Here is a 23,056-nt window from a genome sequence, read left to right as displayed (position 1 = left end):
TCGGCTTCGCAACAAGTGAGTAGGCATACACTCGTCAGGAGTTTGAGCCCCCGACGGGACAACGACGGCGACGCGCCCGCGCTCGCCCAGGGAACGAGGAGACTTGAGTGGCAGCCCACGCTGACAAGAAGATCGAGAAGGTGCTCATCGCCAACCGCGGTGAGATCGCCGTCCGCGTCATTCGCGCCGCCCGGGACGCCGGCCTGACCAGCGTCGCCGTGTACGCGGAGCCCGACGCCGAGGCGAAGTTCGTGCGCCTGGCCGACGAGGCCTTCGCCCTCGGCGGACAGACCTCGGCCGAGTCCTACCTCGTCTTCGACAAGATCCTCGACGCCGCGAAGAAGTCGGGCGCCGACGCGATCCACCCCGGCTACGGCTTCCTCTCGGAGAACGCCGACTTCGCGCAGGCCGTCATCGACGCGGGCCTGACCTGGATCGGCCCGTCGCCCTCGTCGATCCGCGATCTCGGTGACAAGGTCACCGCGCGCCACATCGCCGAGCGCGCCGACGCCCCGATGGCGCCCGGCACCAAGGACCCGGTCAAGGACGCCGACGAGGTCGTCGCGTTCGCGAAGGAGTACGGCGTGCCCGTCGCCATCAAGGCGGCGTTCGGCGGCGGCGGCCGCGGCATGAAGGTCGCGTACACGATCGACGAGATCCCCGAGCTCTTCGAGTCGGCCACCCGCGAGGCGGTCTCCGCCTTCGGCCGCGGCGAGTGCTTCGTCGAGCGGTACCTGGACAAGGCCCGCCATGTCGAGGCGCAGGTCATCGCCGACCAGCACGGCAATGTCATCGTCGCCGGTACCCGCGACTGCTCGCTGCAGCGCCGGTTCCAGAAGCTCGTCGAGGAGGCCCCCGCGCCCTTCCTCACCACCGAGCAGCGCACCACCATCCACGAGTCGGCCAAGCGCATCTGCCGCGAGGCGGGCTACTACGGCGCCGGCACCGTCGAGTTCCTCGTCGCGGCCGACGGCCTGGTCAGCTTCCTCGAGGTGAACACCCGCCTGCAGGTCGAGCATCCCGTCACCGAGGAGACCGCGGGGATCGACCTGGTGCGCCAGCAGTTCCGCATCGCCGAGGGCAAGGAGCTGGAGATCACGGAGGATCCTACTCCGCGCGGCCACTCCTTCGAGTTCCGCATCAACGGCGAGGACGCGGGCCGCGGCTTCCTGCCCGCTCCCGGCCCCATCACCGTCTACCGCGAGCCCACCGGCCCCGGCGTGCGCGTCGACTCGGGCGTGGATCAGGGCGATGTCATCGGCGGCCAGTTCGACTCGATGCTCGCCAAGCTCATCGTGACCGGCGAGAACCGCGAGCAGGCGCTGGAGCGGTCGCGGCGCGCGCTGGCCGAGTTCGAGGTCGAGGGCCTCGCCACGGTCATCCCGTTCCACCGCCACATCGTCTCCAACCCCTCGTTCATCGGGGATGAGAACGGTTTCGAGGTCTACACCAAGTGGATCGAGACCGATTGGGAGAACCCGATCGAGCCCTACACCGGTGGCCAGCCCATCGAGGAGGACGACGCCCTTCCCCGCCAGAACGTGGTCGTCGTCGTCGACGGTCGCCGCGTCGAGGTCTCCCTGCCGGGCGAGCTGTCGCTCGGCGGTGGTGGCGGTGCCGCAGGTGGCGCCGGCGTCATTCGCCGCAAGCCGAAGGCGCGTACCCGCGACCGCGGCGCCGGCGTGGCCGCGACCGGCGACTCGGTCACGGCTCCCATGCAGGGCACCGTCGTCAAGGTGGCCGTCGAGGACGGCCAGCAGGTCAGCGCGGGCGATCTGGTCGTGGTCCTCGAGGCCATGAAGATGGAGAACCCCGTCGCCGCGCACAAGGACGGCGTCATCACCGGCCTGGCCGTCGAGCCGGGTACTGCTGTCACGCAGGGCACCGTCCTGCTCGAGATCAAGTCCGACGAGGACTGATCGTTTGGATCCCGTCGGCCTGAACGTCGGGGCGTGGTACCTCACGGAACTGCGCCCCGACGCCTGGCTGGCCGACGAGGCCTACGCCTGGGCCGTCCGCGTCAACACCACAGGCGATTCGATCGGCGAGGTCGTCCTGCACCCGTCCGGTGCGGTCACCGTCGACGGGCCGGACAGCGAGGGCCTGCGCACCGCACGCGCCGCGGTCGAGCGGTTCGGCGCGTCGCTGTAGCCAAATCCCCGTGCGCGGGCGCCCGACGGGCGATGATCGTCGCATGGCGAGAAAGCCGGAGCCCCCGAAGGCCCCACCCAGCATCAGCGAATCGGTCAACGACCTCGTCGACTCCGTGCGGTCCGCCGCCGGTCGCGCGATGGACAACACCGGCCGCACCGTGACCAGCGTCGGCAAGCTCAGCACCATCCCGCCCGACACCATCGAGCTCATCGCCGAGCTGCCGAAGGTGATGCTCGCGATGGCCGACATGATCGAGCGGGCCAACAACGTGATCGACCGCGTCGAGCGGCTCACGGCCGTCGCGGATCCCGCGCTCAACACCCTCGACGCCGTGCTCCCCCCGCTTGTCGAGGTCACCGGAAAGCTCAGCGAGGTGCAGCGCGGCGTCAACAAGCTGCCCGGGGTGAGCCACCTCCGCAAGGCCACCGGCCTGTCCGACTGAGCTACTCCCCGCGCACGTGGTGCGCGCGCTCGCCCTGCGGGCCGTAGATGCCGAGGTACTCGACCGGCTTGCCGTCGGCGCTGCCGAACCAGTGCGGGAGCCGGGTGTCGAACTCGATCACCTCGCCGGGCTTGATCACCATCTCCTTCTCGCCCAGGATGAGGCGCAGCGCGCCGTCGAGGACGTACACCCAGTGGTAGCCGGGGTGCGAGACGGGGGTGGGCGCGGCACCGTCGCCCGGACGGGGCCGGATGACCTCTTTGAAGGTGCGCAGGCCACCCGCGCGGCGGGTCAGCGGGACGACGGTGCGGTCGCCGTGACGAACCGGCTTGAGTCGCACCCGCGGATCGCCGGTCTCGGGGGCGTCGACGAGCTCGTCGAGCGGCAGGCCGTAGGTGCGCGCGAGCGGGAGCAGCAGCTCCAGCGTGGGCTTGCGGGTTCCGCCCTCGAGCCGCGAGAGCGTGCTCACCGAGATGCCGGTGGCCTCCGCGACCGCTGTCAGGGTGATGTCGCGCTCCTGCCGGATGGCCCGCAGCCGCGGGCCGACGTGCGCGAGCACCGGATCGTCGTCACTCATGCCCGCCATTGTGCCGCTACTCGAACGGGTTCACGGTCTTCACGCCCGTGCCGGCGGTGGCGAACACCCTTCAGATAGCGGACCGTGGTCCGCTACGCTACGGTGGAAAGCGACGCCCGGACCGGGCGAACACTCATCGAAGGGGCGCTCATGAAGATCGGCATCATCGAAGGATCCATCCGCGACGGCCGCAAGGCGGAGCAGGTCGGCCAGTGGGTCGCCGCCGCGGCGGGGGCGCGCGAGGACGTCGAGGTCACCGTGCTCGACCTCAAGGAGTTCGACATCCCGCTCCTGACCTCGGCCACCGTGCCCGGCGCCGCCAACCGGCAGTACGACAGCGCCGCAGTGACGGCCTGGGGCGAGGCGATCGACGCGCAGGACGGCTTCGTCTTCGTGACCCCGGAGTACAACCACTCCGTCCCCGGCGCGTTCAAGAACGCCTTCGATTCGATCGGGCCGGAGTGGGCCGGCAAGACCGTCGGCTTCGTGGCGTACGGCGCCGACGGCGGCGTCCGCGCCGTGGAGCACTGGCGCCAGATCACCGCGAACTTCTCGATGGTCGACGCCCGCGCGCAGGTCAGCCTGGGCCTGTTCACGGACTTCGACGGCGAGGGGAACTTCGCGCCGATCGACCGCCGCCCCGCGGAGCTCTCGGCCCTGCTGGACGAGCTCACCGCCGCCACCGAGCGCCACCTGGTCGCCGCCGCGCGCTGACCGGACACGCCGATCCCCCGGCCCCGCGAGGGCGGGTCCGGGGGATCAGCGGATTCGGAGACTCAGGGCCAGGTGATGACGCCGCGCTGGAAGGTCTGCGAGTAGGTGCCGGTCGCGGAGCGGATCTCGGGCCCCGTCGGGTAGCCGTACGTGCCGGACTCGCGCTTGGCGGAGCTCCACTTCACGAGGATCTCGCCCCACACCGGCCAGGCGCCATTCGCGGGCGACCAGTAGATCACGCCGCCCTGGAAGGCGTTCATCGCCCCGGTGACGGCGTTGAACGGGCCGCGCGCCTGCAACTCGTCGGTGATCGGGTAGCCGAGCGGGCCGTTCTCCCAGCGGTTCTCACCCCACTTGGCGCGGATCGCGCCGCCGATCTCGTGCGCATTACCGCCGTCCGCCGCGGGGTGCCAGTAGAAGGACGCCTGGTTCTTGAAGGTCTGGAACTTGCCACCGCGACCGGCATTGGTCTCCGGGATCAGGGGGACGCCCCAGGTCGGGGTGCCGCCGGTGGCGAAGTAGGAGACCTCGATCTGGCCCTTCACCAGGAAGCGGCCCACCTGCTGATCGGCCCGGGCGACGGCGGCCACGCCGCCGCTGATGCCGACGGCGATGGCCACCGCGGCGACGACGCCCCGGAACCAGGCGCGACGGTGGTCGTTCGAGAAGATGTGCGTGGCCATACCTGCTCCTTCGGCTCTTACCTCTCGTTCATCATGAACCACATCAGTAACACGGACAACGACTGCCACAGGGCGTGTCGGTGCTCTGCGTCATGATGAAGACATGCCGGACGCCCTCCGGGCGTTCACGCCCGCCACCGCCGAGTGGTTCACCGAGTCCTTCGCCGCCCCCACCTCGGCGCAGGCGGGCGCGTGGCGGTCCATCTCGCAGGGCGACAACACGCTCGTCGTCGCGCCCACCGGCTCCGGCAAGACCCTCTCCGCCTTCCTCTGGGCCCTGGATCGACTCGCCGCGCGGGCACCGTCGGAGCAGCCCGACGGTGCCGCCCGGCCCGGCACGTCCGTGCTCTACATCTCCCCGCTCAAGGCCCTCGCGGTCGATGTGGAGCGCAACCTGCGCGCCCCGCTGGCCGGCATCGCCAGGGTCCGCGAGCGGCGTGGCGAACCGGCGCCGGTGGTCACCGTCGGAGTGCGATCGGGTGACACGCCCGCCCAGCAGCGGCGGCAGCTCGTCCGCACGCCCCCGGACATCCTCATCACCACGCCCGAGTCGCTCTACCTCATGCTCACCTCGCAGGCCCGCGAAACCCTCGCGCACGTGCACACGGTGATCGTCGACGAGGTGCACGCCGTCGCCGGTACCAAGCGTGGCACCCACCTGGCGCTGTCGCTGGAGCGGCTCGACGCGCTGCTCCAGCGCCCCGCACAGCGGATCGGGTTGTCCGCCACCGTCGAACCCGCGCAGGAGGTGGCAGCCTTCCTCGGCGGGCCCCGCCCGGCCGTCGTCGTGCGCCCGCCGTCGGAGAAGCGGTTCGAGCTCAGTGTCACCGTGCCGGTACCGGACATGACGGAGCTCGACGTGATCGGGGACGACTCCGACGAGCCCGTGCAGCAGGGATCCCTCTGGCCGCACGTGGAATCCGCGATCGTCGAACTCATCGAGCGGCACCGTTCCACCATCGTCTTCGCCAACTCCCGGCGCCTCGCGGAACGGCTCACCGCCCGGATCAACGAGCTGGCGGCGAACGTCCATGCGGGGCCGTCGAACCCGCATGTCGCCGGCGGCGCCCCCGCTCAGCTGCTCGCCAGCGGGCAGAGCCACGGCGCGGAAGCCGTTCTCGCGCGGGCGCACCACGGCTCCGTCAGCAAGGAGCAGCGCGCGATCATCGAGGACGATCTGAAGTCCGGCCGGCTGCGCTGCGTGGTCGCCACCTCCAGCCTCGAGCTCGGGATCGACATGGGCGCCGTCGATCTGGTGATCCAGGTCGAGGCGCCGCCGTCCGTGGCCGCGGGTCTGCAGCGCGTGGGCCGCGCCGGGCACCAGGTGGGCGAGCCCAGTCGCGGCGTGTTCTTCCCCAAGCACCGGACGGACCTGTTGCACAGCACCGTCACCGTCCAGCGGATGCGGGAGGGCGCCATCGAGAAGCTCGTCGTGCCGCGCAACCCGCTCGACGTGCTGGCCCAGCAGACCATCGCCGCAGCGGCGATGGACGTCCTCGACGTGCACGACTGGCTGGCGCTGGTGCGGCGCGCGCATCCCTATGCGGCGCTGCCGGACTCGGCGTACGAGGCGGTGCTCGACCTGATCTCGGGTCGGTACCCCGCCGAGGACTTCGGCGAGCTCCGGCCGCGCGTGGTGTGGGACCGGGACGCGGGCACGCTCACCGGCCGCCCCGGCGCGGGCCGGCTCGCAGTCACGTCCGGCGGCGCCATTCCGGACCGCGGCCTGTTCGGGGTGTTCATGGTGGGCGAGAAGGCCTCCCGGGTGGGCGAACTCGACGAGGAGATGGTCTACGAGTCCCGCGTGGGCGATGTCTTCGCGCTCGGCGCCACCAGTTGGAAGATCGAGGAGATCACGCACGACCGCGTGCTGGTCTCCCCGGCCTTCGGCCAGCCGGGGCGGCTGCCCTTCTGGATCGGCGACACCGTGGGCCGCCCCGCGGAGCTGGGCCGCGCGATCGGCCGGTTCACGCGCGAGTTCACCGCACTGGGCCCCGACGAGCAACGTGTGCGGGCGCAGGAGGTGGGGCTGGGCGAGTGGGCCACCGACAACCTCGTCGCCCTGCTCGACGAGCAGCAGCGGGCCACCGGCGTCCTCCCCACGGACCGCACGCTGGTGGTCGAGCGGTTCCGCGACGAGCTGGGCGACTGGCGGGTCGCATTGCACTCCCCCCTCGGCATGAAGGTGCACGCGCCCTGGGCGCTCGCGATCGGCGCACGACTGAACGCCTCGCTGGGCCTCTCGGGCGCCGTCACCGCGACCGACGACGGCATCATCGTCCGGCTGCCCGACGCCGACGACACCCCGCCCGGTGCCGAGCTGTTCCGCTTCGAGCCGGACGAGATCGACGACCTGGTCACCGATGCCGTGGGCTCCAGCGCCCTGTTCGCATCGCGGTTCCGCGAGTGCGCCGCGCGGGCCCTGCTGCTGCCCCGCCGCGACCCGGGTAAGCGCGCCCCGCTCTGGCAGCAGCGGCAGCGGGCCAGTCAGCTGCTCAAGGTCGCGCGCGGGTTCCCGCAGTTCCCCATCGTCCTCGAGGCCGTCCGCGAGTGCCTGCAGGACGTCTACGACGTGCCGGAGCTCATCGCCGTGCACCGGGCGCTCGCGTCGCGCACCGTCCGGCTGGCGGAGGTCGAGACCGCGGCACCGTCGCCCTTCGCGGCCTCGCTGTTGTTCAGCTACGTCGGCGCGTTCATGTACGAGGGCGACGCGCCCCTCGCCGAACGCCGCGCGGCCGTGCTCAGTCTCGACCCCGCTGTACTGTCCCAGCTGCTCGGGCGGGTCGAGCTCACCGAGCTCCTCGACGCCGACGTCCTCGCCGAGATCGCCGCGCAGCTGCAGCGCACCGCGCCCGGCTATCGCGCCCGCACCGTCGAGCAGGTGGCCGACCTCATCCGCGAACTGGGCCCGCTCACGCGCGCGGAGGTCGCCGCGCGGTCCGACGGTGCGCCGGGCGCGGTCGATGAGCTCCTCACCGCCGGAAGGACGTTCGAATACGGCGAGGGCTGGATCGCCGCCGTCGAGGACGCGGCGCGGCTGCGCGACGGGCTCGGCGTGCCGCTGCAGCCGGGCATAGCGTCGGCGTTCACCGCCGAAGTGCCGGACCCGATCGGCGACCTCGTGTCGCGCTACGCACGGCGGCACGGCCCCTTCACCGCCCACGAGGTCGCTCGGCGCTACGGGCTGGGCGTCGCGGTCGTGCAGCGCGCACTCGTGGAGCTGGTCGCCACGCGCCGGGTCATCGAGGGCCGGTTCGTCCCCGAATCCGACGACGCCGCCGCCCAGTTCTGCGACGCCGACGTGCTGCGCCGCATTCGCCAACGCAGCCTCGCCCGCCTACGGCAGGACGTGGAGCCGGTGCCGGAGCGGGCGTACGCGGAGTTCCTCGCGGGCTGGCACCACCTGAAGACCCCGCTGCGCGGCATCGACGGGGTCGCCACGGTGATCGACCAGCTCGCGGGTGTGCCGATCCCCGCGTCCGCGTGGGAGTCCCTGGTCCTGCCGCAGCGCGTCGCCGACTACTCCCCCGCGATGCTCGACGAGCTCACCGCCACCGGTGAGGTGGTGTGGACCGGGCACGGCGCGATCGGCGCGCAGGACTGCTGGGTCGCGCTCCACCCCGCGGACCTCGCGCCGCTCACGCTGCCGCCGCCCGACGCCCTGGAGACCACCGCGGCGCACGAGGCGATCGAGGACGCCGTGCGCGGCGGCGGAGCGTACTTCTACCGCCAGCTCACCGGCGCCACGCCGGAGGCGCTGTGGGACCTCGTCTGGGCGGGCCGCCTCACCGGCGACACCTTCGCCCCGATCCGCGCCCGGCTCGCGGGCGGCCGCCGCGCCACCGCGCATCGCACCCCGCGCCGCGCGCCACGCGCCCGGTTCCGGGTCGCGGCCGACCAGGCGCCACCCATGGTCGCCGGGCGATGGTCGCTGCCGCCCGCTCCGGCCGAGGCGAGCTCCACCGAGCAGTCGGCGGCCATCGCCGAGCAACTCCTGGAGCGGTACGGCGTGGTCACCCGCGGCGCGGTGATGGGCGAGCACGTCGAGGGCGGCTTCGCCCGCGTCTACCGAACCCTCGCGGCGTTCGAGGAGTCCGGTAAGGCGCGGCGCGGCTACTTCATCGAGCGGCTCGGAGCGGCGCAGTTCGCACGGGGCGGCACCGTCGACGCCCTGCGCGACGCGGCGTCCGCGCTCGAACGGGCCCAGCAGCGGGGCGAGACCTCCGCGCTGGTGCTCGCCGCCACCGACCCGGCCAATCCCTACGGCGCGGCGCTCCCCTGGCCGGAGCGCGGCGACGAGGGCGCCCGCCCGGGTCGCAAGGCCGGGGCCGTCGTCGTCCTGGTCGACGGCGCCCTGGCCCTGTTCGTCGAGCGCGGCGGCCGCACGCTGCTCACCTTCACCGACGCGCCCGACGCCGCGTTCACGGCGCTCGCCGTGGCCGCGCCCGGGATCGGGGGCCTCACGATCGAGAAGGTCGACGGTGCCCCCGCCCTCACCTCGCCCCTCGCCGGGGCGCTGGCCGCCGCCGGCTTCGCCCGCACCCCCAAGGGGCTGCGCGTCCGCTGACGCCCACCCGATTCGTTCCGTCCCACCCCCAACGCCAGCCCTCCCCCCGATCCGTTCCCTCCCCACCGGTTCACCTGGCGTTCCAGTGGGGAGCATATGAATCGGGGGGGGCGGACGGCTGTGGAGGAACGCTCGAACGAGGTCGCCCGGTTCGGGCAGCCTGTGGATAGCCGGCTTTTCGGGGGCCTTCGCGTCGGCGTGATCTGGTTCGCTGCGGATATGGGGACGATCTTGACGCGAGGGCATCTGGAATCGACGGGATGGAGCAGCGGCGACATCAGTCGCGCAGTGGCCGCCGGCGAACTCGAATGGCTGGCGAGTGGCGTGTATACCGAGCCCGACGACAGCAAGCCCTGGGTCAGATACCTGCTGCGCGTGCGAGCGGCCAGCGTGAACCGGATCCACGTCGTCAGCCACGAGAGCGCCGCGGCACTCCACGACATCCCGTTCATCAATCCGCCCCGCACTCATGTCCACTTCACCACCGGCCGTGACCACGGTGGCGGTGTCCGAGGCGGCAAGGCCGGAAAGGTGCACCTGCACCCGCGTCCCCTCCTCCCCGAAGAGATCACGACGGTGGACGGAATCCTCGTCACCTCACGTGCTCGCACGGCCGTCGATGTCGCGATGTGCGACGACCTCATCCGCGGTGTTGGCGCGTTCGACGCCGTCCGCCTCATCCGCCGCTACCCGAAGCCGGACGATCCATCGTCCGTGCCCCTCGCGGAACTGCAGGCCTGCGTCGATCGCCTCCGCGGCCGACGGGGTGCGGCGGTCGCGCAGCGCGCACTCGATCTGTCGGTCGAGCACAGCGAGTCGCCCGGCGAATCCTGGTCGCGGATCGACATGCTGAACTGGAAGCTGCCCCGTCCCAAGCTCCAAACCGAACATTTCATCGGCGGTCGGCTGTACGTCGCCGACTTCGACTGGGGGACCCTGGTCGGCGAGTTCGACGGCGAGAGCAAGTACGGGGAGACCTCGGACGAGCGGGCCGCGGCGCTGGCGGAGGAGAAGGAGCGCGCGGCGGAGTTCACCGACTCCGGGATCGAGGTCGTCCGCTGGACGTGGCGACACCTCACGCGGACCGGAGCCTTGCACGCGCTGCTCCTGCCGGCGATGGCCCGTCATGGTCTGGTCGTGCCGCCACTCCCGTGATCACCGCTCCCACCCGATCCATCGCCCGCCACCCGCAACGCCATCGCTCCCCCCCGATCCGGTCGGCCCCCACCGATCCGCCTGCCGTTCCGGCGGGGACCGAACGAATCGGGTGGGGGAGGACGGTGCGTGGCCCGCGGCGCCGTCGGCGATGATGGACCGATGAGCACGCAGCAGCCCGTGGACCGGTACGCACAGTTCCTCGGCATCGAGGTGTCCGGGCACGGCGGCGGCCGGGCGGTGTCGACGACGACCGTCACCGAGGACCACCTCAACCCGCACGACACGACGCACGGCGCGTTCGTCTTCGCGCTGGTCGGGACGGCCGTCGCGGCGGCCGCGAACGACGACGAACACACCGGCGTCGCCAGCGCGATCCACATCGACTACCTCCGCCCCACCCGGCTCGGCGATGCGCTGCGGGCCGAGGCGACCATCGGCGAGCGCCTGCCGAAGGAGGACCTGTTCGTCATCCGCGTCACCGACGCCGACGATCAGGTGGTCGCCCGCGCCTCCGCGCGCTTCACCCGTCGCGCCCGCGCGAGGTAGCAACCGCACCGTTCCGCCACCCCGCCCGCCGGAAAAGCGGAGCATGGGCGGGTATGACGAACAACGTGTACCGAGTGATCGAAGTCGTCGGCACCTCCACCGAGGGGTACGACGCAGCAGTCGCCAACGCGGTGAGTCGCGCCGCGCAGACGATGCGGAACCTGGAGTGGTTCGAGGTGGTCTCCACCCGCGGCCACATCGAGAACGGCGCCGTGGCTCACACCCAGGTAACGGTGAAGATCGGGTTCCGGATGGACGAGTAGCCGGCCCGAGCCGTCAGCGCGCGAGTTCCTCCGCGCGTCGCACCAGCCCGTCGACATTGCCCGTGAAGCCCCGTCGGAGATTCCCAGCGAGGACGGCTCCCACGACGGGCGAGAGCGGACCGTCGAGCTGGAAGTGCGAGACATAGCGCGACCTCCCGTCCCCCAGGTCGACGATGCTCTGCTCGCGAATACTGCGCAGCAGCCCGCCCGGTGCGGGCTTCATCGCGTACGAGAAGCCGCGGCCCTCGTCGACCGCGACGATGAACTCCCTCTGGGTCATCAGCTTCGGCGGGCGCAGCGCCACGCGCATCGTGATGGCGCCGCCGGGCCGCAGGTCGCAGGTGGCCGCGACGGCGAAGGGGTTCCACTGCGGGTACGCGTCGAAGTCGGTGAGCGCCTGCCAGACGAGCGCCGGCGGTGCCGCGATCTCGCGGGTGTGGTCGATGACGAAGGCCATGCCCCGAATCTAGAACATGTTCCACCGAGTGCGAGCCGGATCACACACTAAAGACGTGGCGGAATATCTTCGCCGAAGTTACAGTTGCACCCTGCACGTTGTTGCTTAGAGCTTAGAAGGAAGATCCGATGTCCGAGACCATGGCGGAAACGCCACCCCAGTCCGATGCCCCCATGACCCACCGGGAGATCCTCGAGGTCATGGCGGGCCTGCTCGCCGCACTGTTCACGGCCCTCCTGAGCACCACGGTCGTGTCGACCGCACTCCCCAAGATCATCGACGACCTCGGGGCGTCCACCACCGCCTTCTCCTGGGTGATCACCACGGCACTGCTCGCCAACGCCGCGTCCACCCCCATCTGGGGCAAGCTGGCCGACCTGTTCAACAAGAAGGTCCTGGTCCAGTCCGCGATCGTCATCTTCGTGGCCGGCTCGATCCTCGCCGGCGCGACCCCGAACGTCGAGGTCCTGATGGTCGCCCGCGTGATCCAGGGCATCGGCATGGGCGGCCTCACGGCGCTCGTCGTCGCCATCATCGGCAGCATCGTCCCGCCGCGCGAGCGCGGCCGGTACTCGGGCTACATGGGCGCCGTGATGGGCGTGTCGATGGCCGGCGGCCCGATCCTGGGCGGCGTCATCACCGATCACATCGGCTGGCGCTGGTGCTTCTACGTCAGCGTGCCGCTGGCGGTGGCCGCGCTCATCCTGATCCAGCGCACCCTGCACCTGCAGACCGCCCGCAAGGACACGGTCTCGATCGACTGGCTGGGCGCCCTGCTGCTCACCTCGGGCGTGTCCATCCTGCTGATCTGGGTGTCCTTCGCCGGTAAGAACTACGGCTGGGTCTCGACCTCGTCCGCCGTCTACCTGGCCGCAGGCATCCTGCTGCTGGTCGCAACCGTGCTCGTCGAGCTGCGCGCCAAGGACCCGATCATCCCGCTGCAGATCATCACCCAGCGCACCACGGGCCTGGCGATCATCGCCTCGATCGCGGTCGGCGTGGGCATGTTCGGAGCGATGTCGTTCCTGGGCCTGTACTTCCAGAACTCGCGCGGCTACAGCCCGACGATGGCCGGCGTCCTCACCATCCCGATGGTGGTCGGCATGCTCCTGTCCTCCATCGCCTCGGGCCAGTTGATCACGCGGTTCGGCAAGTGGAAGCGCTTCGTCGTCGGCGGCGCGGTCATCCTGGTCATCGGCTTCGCGTTGCTGAGCACGATCGACCACCTGACCCCGATCTGGCAGGTGCAGCTCTACATCGCGATCATGGGCTTCGGTATCGGCGCCCTGATGCAGAACCTGGTGCTGGCGGTACAGAACACGGTGCGGGTGCAGGACATCGGGGCGGCCTCGAGCTCCGTCGCGTTCTTCCGCACCTTCGGCGGCGCGATCGGCGTCTCGGCGCTCGGCGCCGTGCTGACCTCCCGTGTCACCGACCTGGTCAAGCAGGGCGCGATCGAGCAGCGCGTGCTCCCCGATCCGCACAGCCCGGCGTTCCGGGCGATCACCAACGCCGCGTTCGGCGATGCCACGGGCCGGATCTTCCTGGTCTCGATGTTCTGCGCGATCGTCACCCTGATCGCCGTCGCGTTCCTGCCGAACAAGCCGCTGCGCACCACGATCGACATGGAGCCCAACGCCACGGCGAACGGCGACCAGCAGGCCGCGACGACCGAGTCAGGCGCTCCTGCGACCTCCGACGACGCCGCAGGAAAGACACCGGTCGACATCGGTAAGGCACACTAAGGTTGTTGCTGGAGTTTCCCCTGTGACGAGGGAGGCGGCATAATCGCACACATGATGCGTAAGTCCGCCTCCCTCGTCCTTCCTCTGCTCGCGGGTGCCGCCGTCCTCACGGCCGGGTGCGCCGCATCCGCGGGCGCCGACCCCGCCAACTCGTCCGGCTCCGCGAAGCCGACCGCCGCGGCGCCGTCGAAGCCCTCGATCGTGGGCTCGCAGTGGCGCCTGAAGTCCGACCCCCAGGCCTGGTTCCGGGTCCAGGGCTCCAACATCTCCGGCAACGACTCGTGCAACTCGCTCAACGGCAGCGCGGCCTCGCTGGCCAGTGCGGACCGCGTCGACTTCGGCAACGGCGTCGCCTCCACGATGATGTACTGCCCCGACCCGAAGGGCACCCAGACCGCGATCAGCGAGGCCCTCAAGGGCCAGCGGATCTGGTCGCGCAACGGCACCGAACTCGTGCTGACCGATCCGGACAACAACCGCTCGTGGACCTTCGTCCTCACCCCCGCCGGCTCGCCCTCCGCGTCAGCGGCACCGTCCGCCACCGCCGCACCGTCCGCCACCACGGCACCGTCCGCCACCGCGGCGATCAGCTCCGCGGCCACCGCACCCGCGGCCCGGTAGTCACTCCATCTCGCCCGCGGCCCACACGGCCGCAGCGATCTCGACGCGGTTGCGCGCTCCCAGTCGTCGCGCGACCGCGCCGAGGTGCGTCTTGACCGTGCCCAGGCTGATCACCAGTTCGTCGGCGATCTCCGCATTGGTCCGGCCGCGCGCGACGCACCGCGCCACCTCCCGCTCCCGCGCGGTCAGACCCGCGAGCGCGGCCACCGAGTCCGGCGCGGCCCGCCCTGTGCCCCGGCTGCGGCGCAGCAGGTCGACGGTCAGCTCGGGGCTGATCAGCGCGTCCCCCGTCGCGGCCGCCCGCACCGCGGCGAGCAGCAGGTCGGGGCCCGCGTCCTTGAGCAGGAACCCCGACGCACCGGCGGCCAGCGCCGCGTCCACGTAGTCGGGTTCGCCGAAGGTCGTGACCATCACCGCCCGGGTCCCCACCGGGGTCACCCGCCGGCACACCTCGATCCCGTCGACACGCGGCATCCGGATGTCCAGGAGCGCGACATCGGGCCGGGTCTCGGCGATCACCGCCACGGCCTCGGCGCCGTCGGCCGCCTGGCCCACCACCTCGCCGTCGGACGCTGCACCGAGGATCATCGCGAACCCGATCCGCACCATCTCCTGGTCGTCGGCCAGCACCACCCGGATCGTCATTCAGTCCTGCCTCACCGGCAGCCGCGCAGCGAGCCGCCATCCGTTCTCCTCCGGCCCGGCGGTCACTGTGCCGCCGACCGTCGCCGCCCGTTCCGTCAGGCCGATCAGCCCGGTTCCTCCCCCGGGCCCGGGGCCGGGCGGCGCGCCCGTGACGGGGCCGTCGTCCACGACGTCCACCAGCAGCTCACCGTCGGACCGCTCGACGGTGACCCGGACGACGGAGCCCGCCGCGTGCCGACGGGCGTTGGTGATCCCCTCGGACACGACGCGGTGCGCGACGAGGCGCACCAGGTCCGGGACGTCCTCGCCGTCCGCCTCCGGTGCCACGTGCACGAGGACGGTCGCGGAGGCGAGCGGTTCCAGTGTCGCGCGCAGGCCCGCCGCACCGGAGGCCGACGGTGCCCGGGGCGGCGCGACCACGTCCGGGTCGCGCAGGGTGTCGACCATGGCCCGGATGTCGGTCAGGGCGCGCGCCCCGCTGCGTTCGATGCGGGCGAGGACGCCGCTGCGGTCGTCGCCGGCGGCGATCCCCGCTTGGGCCAGCACGACGATCCCGGTCACCTCGTGGGCGATCACGTCGTGCAGTTCGCGGGCCATGGCCCTGCGTTCGGTCACCGATGCCTCCGCTCTCGCCGTCACCAGCCGTCGCTCCGCGGCGCGATGCCGATGCCCGAAGCTGATCGAGACCGCCGTCGTGCCCGCCGCGAGCAGCGCAACCCCCCACAACGTCGGGTCCTGCCGGGCGGACGGCGCGATGGACAGCACGGCGAGCACGGCCGCGGCGGCGACCACCGCACCGTCGACCACGGACTCCGCCCGCGCGGCCGCGACGCCGGCCACGAGGACGAACAGCCAACTCGCCCCGGCGGGCCAGATCGGGTACTCGGGGGCGGTGGCGGCGGTCACCGCGGTCACCAGGGCCAGCCCGATGCCGGTCCACGCCACACCGATCGGCCATCGACGGACCACGGCGGCCAGCACGATGACCGCGCCGACCGAGGTCAGAGCCTCAGCCGCCAGGCTCCACGCCACCCGGTGGCCCGTGAGGCCCCGCGCCGACTCGGCCGTCAGGAGGCCCCCGATCGCCCAGGGGATCAGGGCCAGCGCCGCGAAACCGATCGTGCCGGAACGGTTCATGTCACGAACCTATCCGAGCGGGTTCGACGGTCCGCCGTACCGCAGCCATGTCCGACGCCCCGGGGTCGCGCCGGAACGGGGGCCGCGTGCGCCAGGTGGCGGCCCGCACCAGCCACTCGAGCGGGCCGTACCGGAAGCGCCCGAGCCACAGCCGGGAGACCGCGGACTGGACCAGGATCAGCACGACCGCGAACGCGGTCGTCGGCCGGATCGTGGCCTCCGCGGACAGGCCCAGCACCGGCACCGCGACGACGGTGACGAGCGACGCCCCGACGTAGTTGGTCAGCGACATCCGGCCCAGCGGCTCGAAGACCGCCCCGAGCGCGCGCCGGGCCGGGCCCCAGTGCCACAGCAGCGCGAGCGCCGCGATGTACGCGACCGCCGTCGCGAGCCCCGCCCGCGAGCCCTCGGCACTGAACCGCGGATCGCCGCCGCCCGCCCCGAGGTACGCCGCGGTGAGCGGGATCGCGAACACCGCGGCGACCACGAGCAGCCCCACCGCGAACCGTCGGGATCCCTCGAGCAGGGCGGGCACGCCCAGCCCCGCGGCGCCCGCGCCGACGAGCATCAGGCCGGGCAGCGATTCGACGCCGCCGGAGCTCGGTCCGAACGCCAGGCAGGTGAGCACCACGCCGAGGGCCAGGTTGATCCGCGCCGGCGCCCACACCACGAGCGGGATCACCAGGAGTCCGGCGATCGCGTAGAGGCGGAGGATCTCGCCGGGGTAGACGATCATGTGCACCGCGCCGATCGCCCCGAGCGCGATCATGCGCAGCGCCAGCGCGGACCACCCGGCCGTGCCGCGGCGTCGCGCCCCGCCGGCGATGAGGTACAGCGAGACACCGAACAGCAGCGTGAAGATCGGCACGAACCGGCTCTGGACGGCGAGGTCGAGGACCTCACGCCCGGCCGGCCCTCCGGTCGTGCCCTGCGGCGTCGTCATGTCCAGCACGTTCACCAGCAGGATCCCGAGGAGCGCGAAGCCGCGGAGGGCGTCGAGGAATCGGTAACGGATCATGCCGTTCACGATTCCCGACGGTGCCCGCCTCGCGGATCGACCGAAAGGACGCACCTGCGCGGGCGGGATCGGCCGTTCGGCCTACCGTGCGCGCCGGGGCCCGCCGGGCACCGTCAGCGCCCCACGACCTTGGTGGTGCTGCCGGGGACGGGGACGGGCTCGAGGATCTCGGCGCGCGCCTCGGGCGCCGCGGCGCGCAGGGCGTCGGCGGTCTCGTCGTCGGGCATGTTCTGCGACTCGATCTCCGCGGCCACACGCGCGCCGTAGTTCTCGAGCTCGCGGGCGACATCGGCCGCGGACCAGCCCAGCACCGGTGCGACGAGCTCCGCGACCTCGGCGGCCGCCTCGAGCCCGCGGTCGGGGTACTCGATGGAGATGCGGGTGCGGCGGGCCAGGACGTCCTCGAGGTGCAGCGCGCCCTCCGCCTTGGCCGCGTACACGGCCTCGACGCGCAGGTACTGCGGGGCGCCGGCCAGCGGCTCGAGCAGGCCGTGGTCGGCGTCGGCCAGCGCCAGGACGTCGCCGATGAGCGAGCCGTACCGGTCCAGCAGGTGTGTGACGCGGTGCGGGTGCACGTCGTGCTCGCGCGCGATCGACGTGGTCTGGTTGGTGAGGGCGTAGTAGCCGTCCGCCCCGACGAGCGGCACCTTCTCGGTGCAGGACGCGGGCACCTTGTGCGGCAGGTAGGCCTCCGCGGCGTCGACGGCGTCCGAGGCCATGACCCGGTAGGTCGTGTACTTGCCGCCCGCGATGGTCACGAGGCCGGGCGCGATCGCGGCGACGGCGTGCTCGCGGGAGAGCTTGCTGGTCTCGTCCGACTCCCCCGCCAGCAACGGGCGCAGGCCCGCGTAGACACCGGTGATGTCGTCGCGGGTCAGCTCGGTGATGAGCACCTTGTTGACGTGGTCGAGGATGTAGTCGATGTCCGTCGCGGTGGCGGCGGGGTGCGCGAGGTCGAGGTTCCAGTCGGTATCGGTGGTGCCGATGATCCAGTGGATTCCCCACGGGATGACGAACAGGACGCTCTTCTCGGTGCGCAGGATCAGTGCGACGTCGCTGACGATGCGGTCGCGCGGCACGAGGATGTGCACACCCTTGCTGGCCCGGACGCGGAAACGCCCCTTCTGATGCGAGAGGGCCTGCAGTTCATCGGTCCAGACGCCGGTGGCGTTGATGACCACGGTGGAACGGATCTCGGTGACGGCCCCCGTCTCGCTGTCGCGGACCACCACGCCGGAGACCCGGTCGGCCTCCCGGAGGAAGTCCACGACCTGCGTCGACGTGCGCACCACGGCTCCGTAGTGCGCTGCCGTCCGGGCGACGGTCATGGTGTGCCGGGCGTCGTCGACGACGGTGTCGAAGTAGCGGATGCCGCCGATCAGCGCGTCGCGCTTGAGCCCGGGGGCGAGCCGGAGCGCGCCGGCGCGCGTGAGGTGCTTCTGCGCGGGCACGGACTTGGCGCCGCCCATGGTGTCGTAGAGGAACATGCCGGCGGCCATGTAGGGCCGCTCGATCACGCGCTTGGTGAGCGGCGCGAGGAAGGGCAGCGGCTTGACCAGGTGCGGCGCGAGCGTCGAGAGAGACAGCTCACGCTCGTGCAGGGCCTCGCGGACCAGCCCGAACTCCAGCTGCTCGAGGTAGCGCAGGCCACCGTGGAACATCTTCGAGCTGCGCGAACTGGTGCCCGACGCGAAGTCGCGGGCCTCGACGAGCGCCACCTTGAGCCCGCGGGTGGCCGCGTCCAGCGCCGACCCGACACCGACGATGCCGCCGCCGATCACCACGACGTCGAACTCCTCGGACCCGAGCCGGTCCCAGGCCTGTGCCCGGTACTCCGGCGAGAGCAGCGGCGCGGTGGTCGAGACCCCCGCGGGCGTGCCCGCGGCAGTGGCAGTTTCAGGGTTGGCAGCGTTCATCAGTGATCACCATGTCAGTATTCGGGCGTGGCAGTTACATCTCGCGACCCGCAGTTCGTCGCCGCTATCGATCAGGGCACCAGTTCGACGCGGTGCATCATCTTCGACCGGCGCGGGACCATCGTGGCCTCCGAACAACGGGAACACGACCAGATCTTCCCACGGGGCGGGTGGGTGGAGCACGACGCCACGCAGATATGGGTGAACACGCGCCTGGTGTGTTCGCAGGCGCTGGCGACCGCCGACCTCACCGCGGCCGACATCGCGGCCGTCGGGATCACCAATCAGCGCGAGACGGTGGTCGTCTGGGACCGGGCCACCGGCGAGCCGATCCACAACGCCATCGTCTGGCAGGACACCCGCACCGAGGAGTTGTGCGAGGAACTCGCGTCCGTGGGCCTCGAGGAGCCGGACCGGGAACGGTTCAAGCGGTCCTGCGGCCTGCCGCTGTCCACGTACTTCTCCGGGCCGAAGATCGCCTGGATCCTCGACAACGTCGACGGTGCCCGCGAACGCGCCGAGCGCGGCGAACTGTGCGCGGGGACGATCGACTCGTGGCTGGTGTGGCACCTGACCACGGACGACGACTTCGGCACCGCCGGCGGCGATCACGCCCGCCCGCTGCACATCACCGACATCACCAACGCCTCCCGCACCATGCTGATGAGCCTCGAGACCGGGCAGTGGGACCCCGCGACCTGCGCGGCCATGGGGATCCCGATGGCGATGCTCCCCGAGATCCGCTCGAGCGCGGAGGTCTACGGGCTCGTCCGCGAGCGCGGCGTCTTCGGCGGCGTGCCGATCGCCGGTATCCTCGGCGATCAGCAGGCCGCCATGTTCGGCCAGGCCGCGCTCGATCCGGGAACGGCCAAGAACACCTACGGCACGGGGAATTTCCTGCTGGTCAACACGGGCGAGCGGCCCGTCTTCAGCGAGCACGGGCTGTTGACCACCGTCTGTTATCGACTGGGCGACGGTGCGCCGGTGTACGCCCTGGAGGGCTCGGTCGCGGTGAGCGGCTCGCTGGTGCAGTGGCTGCGCGACAACCTCGGGATCATCTCGGCGGCGCCGGAGGTGGAGGAGCTCGCGACCGGTGTCCCGGACAATGGCGGCGTCTACGTGGTGCCGGCGTTCTCGGGGCTGTTCGCACCGCGCTGGCGGCCCGACGCCCGCGGAGTGATCGTGGGCCTGACGCGGTTCTCCGACAAGCGGCACATCGCGCGGGCGGCGTTGGAGGCCACGGCCTATCAATCCCGCGAGGTGATCGACGCCATGAACGCCGACAGCGGCATCCCGCTCACGGAGCTGCGGGTGGACGGCGGCATGGTGGTCAACGACACGCTCATGCAGTTCCAGGCGGACATCCTGAACGTGCCGGTGATCCGCCCGCGCGTCATCGAGACCACGGCGCTCGGCGCCGCGTACGCCGCCGGCTACGCGACGGGCGTGTGGACCCTCGAGGAGATCCGCACCAACTGGGCCGAGGATCGGCGCTGGCTGCCGACCATGCCTGCCGAGCAGCGCGAGCACCTCTTCGGCGAGTGGAACCGCGCGGTGGACCGCACGCTGAACTGGGCCTGAGCATCTCTATCCCAATAATTGGGAATATTGTTTCGACAGCTGGGATTGAATCTGGGATGGTTCCTCCATGTCCGAGGAACGAGGCTCCCTGTCCGTCCGTGCCGTCCGCGGTTCGGCGATCCGCGACCTGCTCGCCGTCGTCGAACAGCCCGGTGTCCTCTCGCTCGCGGGCGGGCTGCCCGCCCCGGAGCTGCTGCCGACGGAACGCACGGCCCGCGCCGCGCAGGCGGCGCTCGCCTCGCCGGCCGCCCTGCAGTACGGGGTGACCGCGGGCGCGCCGCCGCTGCGGGAAGTGGTGCACGCCCGCGAGTCCGCGAAGCTGGGCCGCGACGCCGGCACCGTCGTGATCACACACGGTTCCCAGCAGGCGCTCTCGCTGCTCGCGCAGGCGCTGCTCGACCCGGGTGACACGGTGATCGTCGAGGATCCCGGGTACATCGGCGCGCTGCAGGCCTTCGACACGACCCGCGCCCGGGTGGTCGGGGTGCCCCTGGACGCCGGCGGCATGCGCGTCGACGAGCTGCGGCCGATCCTGCAGCGGGAGCGGGTCCGGATCGTGCACACGGTCTCGAACTTCCACAACCCCGGCGGCGCCACCCTGACCGAGGAACGGCGACGCGAACTCGCCCGGCTCGCCGACGAATTCGGCTTCTGGATCGTCGAGGACGACCCGTACGGAGAGCTTCGGTTCGCCGGTCCGACGGTGCCGCCCGTCGCCGCGTTCTCCGATCGGGTGATCCGCCTGTCCAGCGCGTCCAAGATCGTGGCACCCGGACTGCGGGTGGGCTGGATGCACGGCGACGCAGGCGTGCTCGCGCTCGTGGAGCGCCTCAAGCAGGGCGCCGACCTCTGCGGTTCGAGCCTCACCCAGGCGGTGACCGCGGAATTGCTCGCCGACACCGTGTGGCTCGACGGCCACGTCGAAACGATCCGATCCGTGTACGGCGAGCGCGCCCGCGCCCTCCACACGGCGCTCACCGACGCCTTCGGCGACCGGCTGCGCCTCACCACACCCGAGGGCGGCATGTTCCTGTGGGGCGAGTTCGCCGACGGTACAGCGACGTCCGCGAAGCTCGGCGAGGCGGTGGACGCGGGCGTGGCCTACGTCCCCGGCTCCGCGTTCGCCGTGCAGCGCGACCTCGCCCACTCCCTCCGCCTCTGCTTCACCACGTCCCCACCGGATGAGCTCCGCGAGGCCGTCCGGAGGCTGTCGACGGTGCTCTGATCGGACCGAGCACCCGTTGACCTCGCTACAGGGACTTTCCGACGAGGCCGGTGACGTCGACGAGGCGGTTGCTGTAGCCCCACTCGTTGTCGTACCAGGACACCACCTTGGCCTGATCGTCGATGACCTTGGTGAGGCCGGCGTCGAACAGCGAGCTGTGCGGGTCGGTGACGATGTCGGAGGAGACGATCGGGGCGTCGTAGTACTTGAGGATGCCCTTGAGACTCCCCTCGGCCGCGGCCTTCATGGCCGCGTTGATCTCCTCGACGGTGGCCTTCTTCTCCAGCTGCACAGTGAGATCCGTGACGGAGCCGGTGGGGATCGGCACGCGCAGGGCGTAGCCGTCCAGCTTGCCCGCCAGCTCGGGCAGCACGAGGCCGATGGCCTTGGCCGCGCCGGTGGAGGTGGGAACGACGTTGATGGCGGCGGCGCGGGCCCGGCGCGGATCCTTGTGCGGGCCGTCCTGCAGGTTCTGGTCCTGCGTGTACGCGTGGACCGTGGTCATCAGGCCGCTGACGATGCCGAACTCGTCGTTGACGACCTTGGCCAGCGGCCCGAGGCAGTTGGTGGTGCAGGAGGCGTTGGAGATCACGTCCTGGCTGCCGTCGTACTTGTCGTCGTTGACACCCATGACCACGGTCAGGTCGGCGCCGTCGGCCGGCGCGGACACGATCACCTTCTTGGCACCGGAATCCAGGTGCCCCTGGGCCTTGTCGCGGGCGGTGAAGATGCCGGTCGACTCGATGACGACGTCGACGCCGAGGTCGCCCCAGGGCAGCGCCGCCGGCCCCTCGCGGACCTCCAGAGCCTTGATGACCTGGTCGCCGACGCGGATGGTGTCTCCATCGGCGACCACGTCGGCGTCGAGGCGACCGAGGATGGAGTCGAACTTGAGCAGGTGGGCGAGCATCGCGTTGTCGGTGAGGTCGTTGACCGCCACGATCTCGATGTCGGTGGTACCGAGCGCCTTCTGCGCGGCGACCGCGCGGAAGAAGTTGCGGCCGATCCGGCCGAATCCGTTCACGCCTACACGAATCGTCATGAGCTTGTTCCTTTCGAGGGTGCCCGTTCCGCGTGGATTCCACTGCGATGGGCGGGGATAAGATTGTGGTGCAGCCGATTCCGGCTACGTAGTGCTGGTGGACTTTCCGGCGGAGTGCAGGTCGTTGCACGCCTCCACCACCCGCTCAGCCATCGACGCCTCGGCCTTCTTCAAATACGCGCGAGGGTCATAGGTCTTCTTGTTCCCGACCTCCCCATCGACCTTGAGCACACCGTCGAAATTGCTGAACATGTGCCCGGCCACCGGACGGGTGAACGCGTACTGCGTATCGGTGTCGACATTCATCTTCACCACCCCGTACGACAGAGACTCCTCGATCTCCGACTTCAGCGAACCCGAACCACCATGGAAGACGAACGAGAACGGCTTGCTCCCCGCCGGCAACCCCAACTTCTCCGACGCCACCTTCTGCCCGTCCCCGAGCACCGACGGCCGCAACTTCACATTCCCCGGCTTGTACACACCATGAACGTTGCCGAACGTCGCCGCCAGCAGATAGCCCTCGGTGCCCAGCGCATCGACCGTCTTCGCGAAATCCTCATCC

Annotated in this window: 21 protein-coding genes; 12 read left to right on the top strand and 9 right to left on the bottom strand. The window is 71.2% G+C overall.

Going from position 1 to position 23,056, the window contains the following annotated elements:
* Window positions 1-107 precede the first annotated feature (107 nt).
* From AXK60_RS07610 to AXK60_RS07600, 3 genes are read left to right on the top strand one after another with little or no spacing between them, the layout of a single operon-like run.
* Window positions 108-1,919: an acetyl/propionyl/methylcrotonyl-CoA carboxylase subunit alpha gene (locus tag AXK60_RS07610; RefSeq protein ID WP_068570460.1), complete on the top strand. Its 1,812-nt coding sequence runs from the start codon at window positions 108-110 to the stop codon at window positions 1,917-1,919.
* 4 nt (window positions 1,920-1,923) lie between these two features.
* Window positions 1,924-2,151, top strand: coding sequence for a hypothetical protein (locus AXK60_RS07605; protein WP_068570459.1), 228 nt, complete (start codon window positions 1,924-1,926; stop codon window positions 2,149-2,151).
* A 43-nt stretch (window positions 2,152-2,194) separates the two neighbouring features.
* Window positions 2,195-2,596, top strand: coding sequence for a hypothetical protein (locus AXK60_RS07600; protein WP_068570458.1), 402 nt, complete (start codon window positions 2,195-2,197; stop codon window positions 2,594-2,596).
* A gap of 1 nt (window position 2,597) precedes the next feature.
* On the opposite strand, the gene AXK60_RS07595 is transcribed toward AXK60_RS07600, so the two are convergent.
* Window positions 2,598-3,182, bottom strand: coding sequence for a helix-turn-helix domain-containing protein (locus tag AXK60_RS07595; protein ID WP_414929979.1), 585 nt, complete (start codon window positions 3,180-3,182; stop codon window positions 2,598-2,600).
* A 141-nt stretch (window positions 3,183-3,323) separates the two neighbouring features.
* On the opposite strand from AXK60_RS07595, the gene AXK60_RS07590 reads away from it, so the two are divergent.
* Complete coding sequence (locus tag AXK60_RS07590) at window positions 3,324-3,887, top strand: NADPH-dependent FMN reductase (RefSeq protein WP_068570457.1); 564 nt, start codon at window positions 3,324-3,326, stop codon at window positions 3,885-3,887.
* Window positions 3,888-3,949: 62 nt separating this feature from the next.
* Here the strand turns inward: AXK60_RS07590 and AXK60_RS07585 are convergent, their stop codons facing one another.
* Window positions 3,950-4,570: an LGFP repeat-containing protein gene (locus tag AXK60_RS07585; RefSeq protein WP_068570456.1), complete on the bottom strand. Its 621-nt coding sequence runs from the start codon at window positions 4,568-4,570 to the stop codon at window positions 3,950-3,952.
* A 103-nt stretch (window positions 4,571-4,673) separates the two neighbouring features.
* Between AXK60_RS07585 and AXK60_RS07580 the strand changes: the two genes are divergently transcribed.
* From AXK60_RS07580 to AXK60_RS07565, 4 genes are all read left to right on the top strand, one after another.
* Entirely contained in the window at window positions 4,674-9,137 is a 4,464-nt protein-coding gene (locus AXK60_RS07580) for an ATP-dependent helicase (RefSeq protein ID WP_068570455.1), read from the top strand.
* Between the two features lie 219 nt (window positions 9,138-9,356).
* On the top strand, window positions 9,357-10,292 hold the full coding sequence (locus AXK60_RS07575) for a type IV toxin-antitoxin system AbiEi family antitoxin domain-containing protein (protein WP_068743892.1): 936 nt from the start codon (window positions 9,357-9,359) through the stop codon (window positions 10,290-10,292).
* 162 nt (window positions 10,293-10,454) lie between these two features.
* Window positions 10,455-10,841, top strand: coding sequence for a hotdog fold thioesterase (locus tag AXK60_RS07570; protein ID WP_068570508.1), 387 nt, complete (start codon window positions 10,455-10,457; stop codon window positions 10,839-10,841).
* A gap of 53 nt (window positions 10,842-10,894) precedes the next feature.
* Window positions 10,895-11,104: a dodecin gene (locus AXK60_RS07565; protein ID WP_068570453.1), complete on the top strand. Its 210-nt coding sequence runs from the start codon at window positions 10,895-10,897 to the stop codon at window positions 11,102-11,104.
* A gap of 13 nt (window positions 11,105-11,117) precedes the next feature.
* Here the strand turns inward: AXK60_RS07565 and AXK60_RS07560 are convergent, their stop codons facing one another.
* A complete protein-coding gene (locus AXK60_RS07560) occupies window positions 11,118-11,561 on the bottom strand; it encodes an SRPBCC domain-containing protein (protein ID WP_068570452.1) in 444 nt (147 codons plus the stop codon).
* A gap of 173 nt (window positions 11,562-11,734) precedes the next feature.
* On the opposite strand from AXK60_RS07560, the gene AXK60_RS07555 reads away from it, so the two are divergent.
* Entirely contained in the window at window positions 11,735-13,306 is a 1,572-nt protein-coding gene (locus tag AXK60_RS07555) for an MDR family MFS transporter (protein WP_175399958.1), read from the top strand.
* A gap of 51 nt (window positions 13,307-13,357) precedes the next feature.
* Window positions 13,358-13,927, top strand: a complete 570-nt coding sequence (locus tag AXK60_RS07550) for an META domain-containing protein (protein WP_068570451.1) — start codon at window positions 13,358-13,360, stop codon at window positions 13,925-13,927.
* Here the strand turns inward: AXK60_RS07550 and AXK60_RS07545 are convergent, their stop codons facing one another.
* From AXK60_RS07545 to AXK60_RS07530, 4 genes are all read right to left on the bottom strand, one after another.
* Window positions 13,928-14,572, bottom strand: coding sequence for a response regulator (locus AXK60_RS07545; RefSeq protein WP_068570450.1), 645 nt, complete (start codon window positions 14,570-14,572; stop codon window positions 13,928-13,930).
* On the bottom strand, window positions 14,573-15,709 hold the full coding sequence (locus AXK60_RS07540) for a sensor histidine kinase (protein WP_068570449.1): 1,137 nt from the start codon (window positions 15,707-15,709) through the stop codon (window positions 14,573-14,575).
* A 1-nt stretch (window position 15,710) separates the two neighbouring features.
* The gene (locus AXK60_RS07535) at window positions 15,711-16,727 is read right to left on the bottom strand and encodes a DUF418 domain-containing protein (RefSeq protein ID WP_139057810.1); all 1,017 of its coding nucleotides are present in this window, start codon (window positions 16,725-16,727) and stop codon (window positions 15,711-15,713) included.
* Window positions 16,728-16,840: 113 nt separating this feature from the next.
* Window positions 16,841-18,643, bottom strand: a complete 1,803-nt coding sequence (locus AXK60_RS07530) for a glycerol-3-phosphate dehydrogenase/oxidase (RefSeq protein ID WP_231855408.1) — start codon at window positions 18,641-18,643, stop codon at window positions 16,841-16,843.
* 27 nt (window positions 18,644-18,670) lie between these two features.
* Between AXK60_RS07530 and glpK the strand changes: the two genes are divergently transcribed.
* Window positions 18,671-20,224: a glycerol kinase GlpK gene (gene glpK / locus AXK60_RS07525; RefSeq protein WP_068570447.1), complete on the top strand. Its 1,554-nt coding sequence runs from the start codon at window positions 18,671-18,673 to the stop codon at window positions 20,222-20,224.
* Window positions 20,225-20,291: 67 nt separating this feature from the next.
* On the top strand, window positions 20,292-21,449 hold the full coding sequence (locus tag AXK60_RS07520) for an aminotransferase-like domain-containing protein (RefSeq protein WP_068570446.1): 1,158 nt from the start codon (window positions 20,292-20,294) through the stop codon (window positions 21,447-21,449).
* Window positions 21,450-21,474: 25 nt separating this feature from the next.
* Here AXK60_RS07520 and gap read toward each other — a convergent pair whose 3' ends face one another.
* Together gap and AXK60_RS07510 are read right to left on the bottom strand one after the other, a co-directional pair.
* Complete coding sequence (gene gap / locus AXK60_RS07515; RefSeq protein ID WP_068570445.1) at window positions 21,475-22,491, bottom strand: type I glyceraldehyde-3-phosphate dehydrogenase; 1,017 nt, start codon at window positions 22,489-22,491, stop codon at window positions 21,475-21,477.
* Between the two features lie 84 nt (window positions 22,492-22,575).
* A partial coding sequence (locus tag AXK60_RS07510; protein WP_175399954.1) for a class II fructose-bisphosphate aldolase occupies window positions 22,576-23,056 on the bottom strand: 481 nt, incomplete at its 5' end.

It is taken from the genome of Tsukamurella pseudospumae (assembly GCF_001575195.1).
GTDB lineage: Bacteria > Actinomycetota > Actinomycetes > Mycobacteriales > Mycobacteriaceae > Tsukamurella > Tsukamurella pseudospumae.
Note: the sequence above shows the minus strand (reverse complement) of the source record. Positions and strands in the feature narration are given on the sequence as shown.

Excerpts from the sequence above, each read along its gene's own strand:
- AXK60_RS07600 (WP_068570458.1), top strand. The coding sequence starts at position 2,195 with ATGGCGAGAAAGCCGGAGCCCCCGAAGGCCCCACCCAGCATCAGCGAA.
- AXK60_RS07595 (WP_414929979.1), bottom strand. The coding sequence starts at position 3,182 with ATGGCGGGCATGAGTGACGACGATCCGGTGCTCGCGCACGTCGGCCCG.
- AXK60_RS07590 (WP_068570457.1), top strand. The coding sequence starts at position 3,324 with ATGAAGATCGGCATCATCGAAGGATCCATCCGCGACGGCCGCAAGGCG.
- AXK60_RS07585 (WP_068570456.1), bottom strand. The coding sequence starts at position 4,570 with ATGGCCACGCACATCTTCTCGAACGACCACCGTCGCGCCTGGTTCCGG.
- AXK60_RS07580 (WP_068570455.1), top strand. The coding sequence starts at position 4,674 with ATGCCGGACGCCCTCCGGGCGTTCACGCCCGCCACCGCCGAGTGGTTC.
- AXK60_RS07575 (WP_068743892.1), top strand. The coding sequence starts at position 9,357 with ATGGGGACGATCTTGACGCGAGGGCATCTGGAATCGACGGGATGGAGC.
- AXK60_RS07570 (WP_068570508.1), top strand. The coding sequence starts at position 10,455 with ATGAGCACGCAGCAGCCCGTGGACCGGTACGCACAGTTCCTCGGCATC.
- AXK60_RS07565 (WP_068570453.1), top strand. The coding sequence starts at position 10,895 with ATGACGAACAACGTGTACCGAGTGATCGAAGTCGTCGGCACCTCCACC.
- AXK60_RS07560 (WP_068570452.1), bottom strand. The coding sequence starts at position 11,561 with ATGGCCTTCGTCATCGACCACACCCGCGAGATCGCGGCACCGCCGGCG.
- AXK60_RS07555 (WP_175399958.1), top strand. The coding sequence starts at position 11,735 with ATGACCCACCGGGAGATCCTCGAGGTCATGGCGGGCCTGCTCGCCGCA.
- AXK60_RS07550 (WP_068570451.1), top strand. The coding sequence starts at position 13,358 with ATGATGCGTAAGTCCGCCTCCCTCGTCCTTCCTCTGCTCGCGGGTGCC.
- AXK60_RS07545 (WP_068570450.1), bottom strand. The coding sequence starts at position 14,572 with ATGACGATCCGGGTGGTGCTGGCCGACGACCAGGAGATGGTGCGGATC.
- AXK60_RS07540 (WP_068570449.1), bottom strand. The coding sequence starts at position 15,709 with ATGAACCGTTCCGGCACGATCGGTTTCGCGGCGCTGGCCCTGATCCCC.
- AXK60_RS07535 (WP_139057810.1), bottom strand. The coding sequence starts at position 16,727 with ATGATCCGTTACCGATTCCTCGACGCCCTCCGCGGCTTCGCGCTCCTC.
- AXK60_RS07530 (WP_231855408.1), bottom strand. The coding sequence starts at position 18,643 with ATGAACGCTGCCAACCCTGAAACTGCCACTGCCGCGGGCACGCCCGCG.
- AXK60_RS07520 (WP_068570446.1), top strand. The coding sequence starts at position 20,292 with ATGTCCGAGGAACGAGGCTCCCTGTCCGTCCGTGCCGTCCGCGGTTCG.
- gap (WP_068570445.1), bottom strand. The coding sequence starts at position 22,491 with ATGACGATTCGTGTAGGCGTGAACGGATTCGGCCGGATCGGCCGCAAC.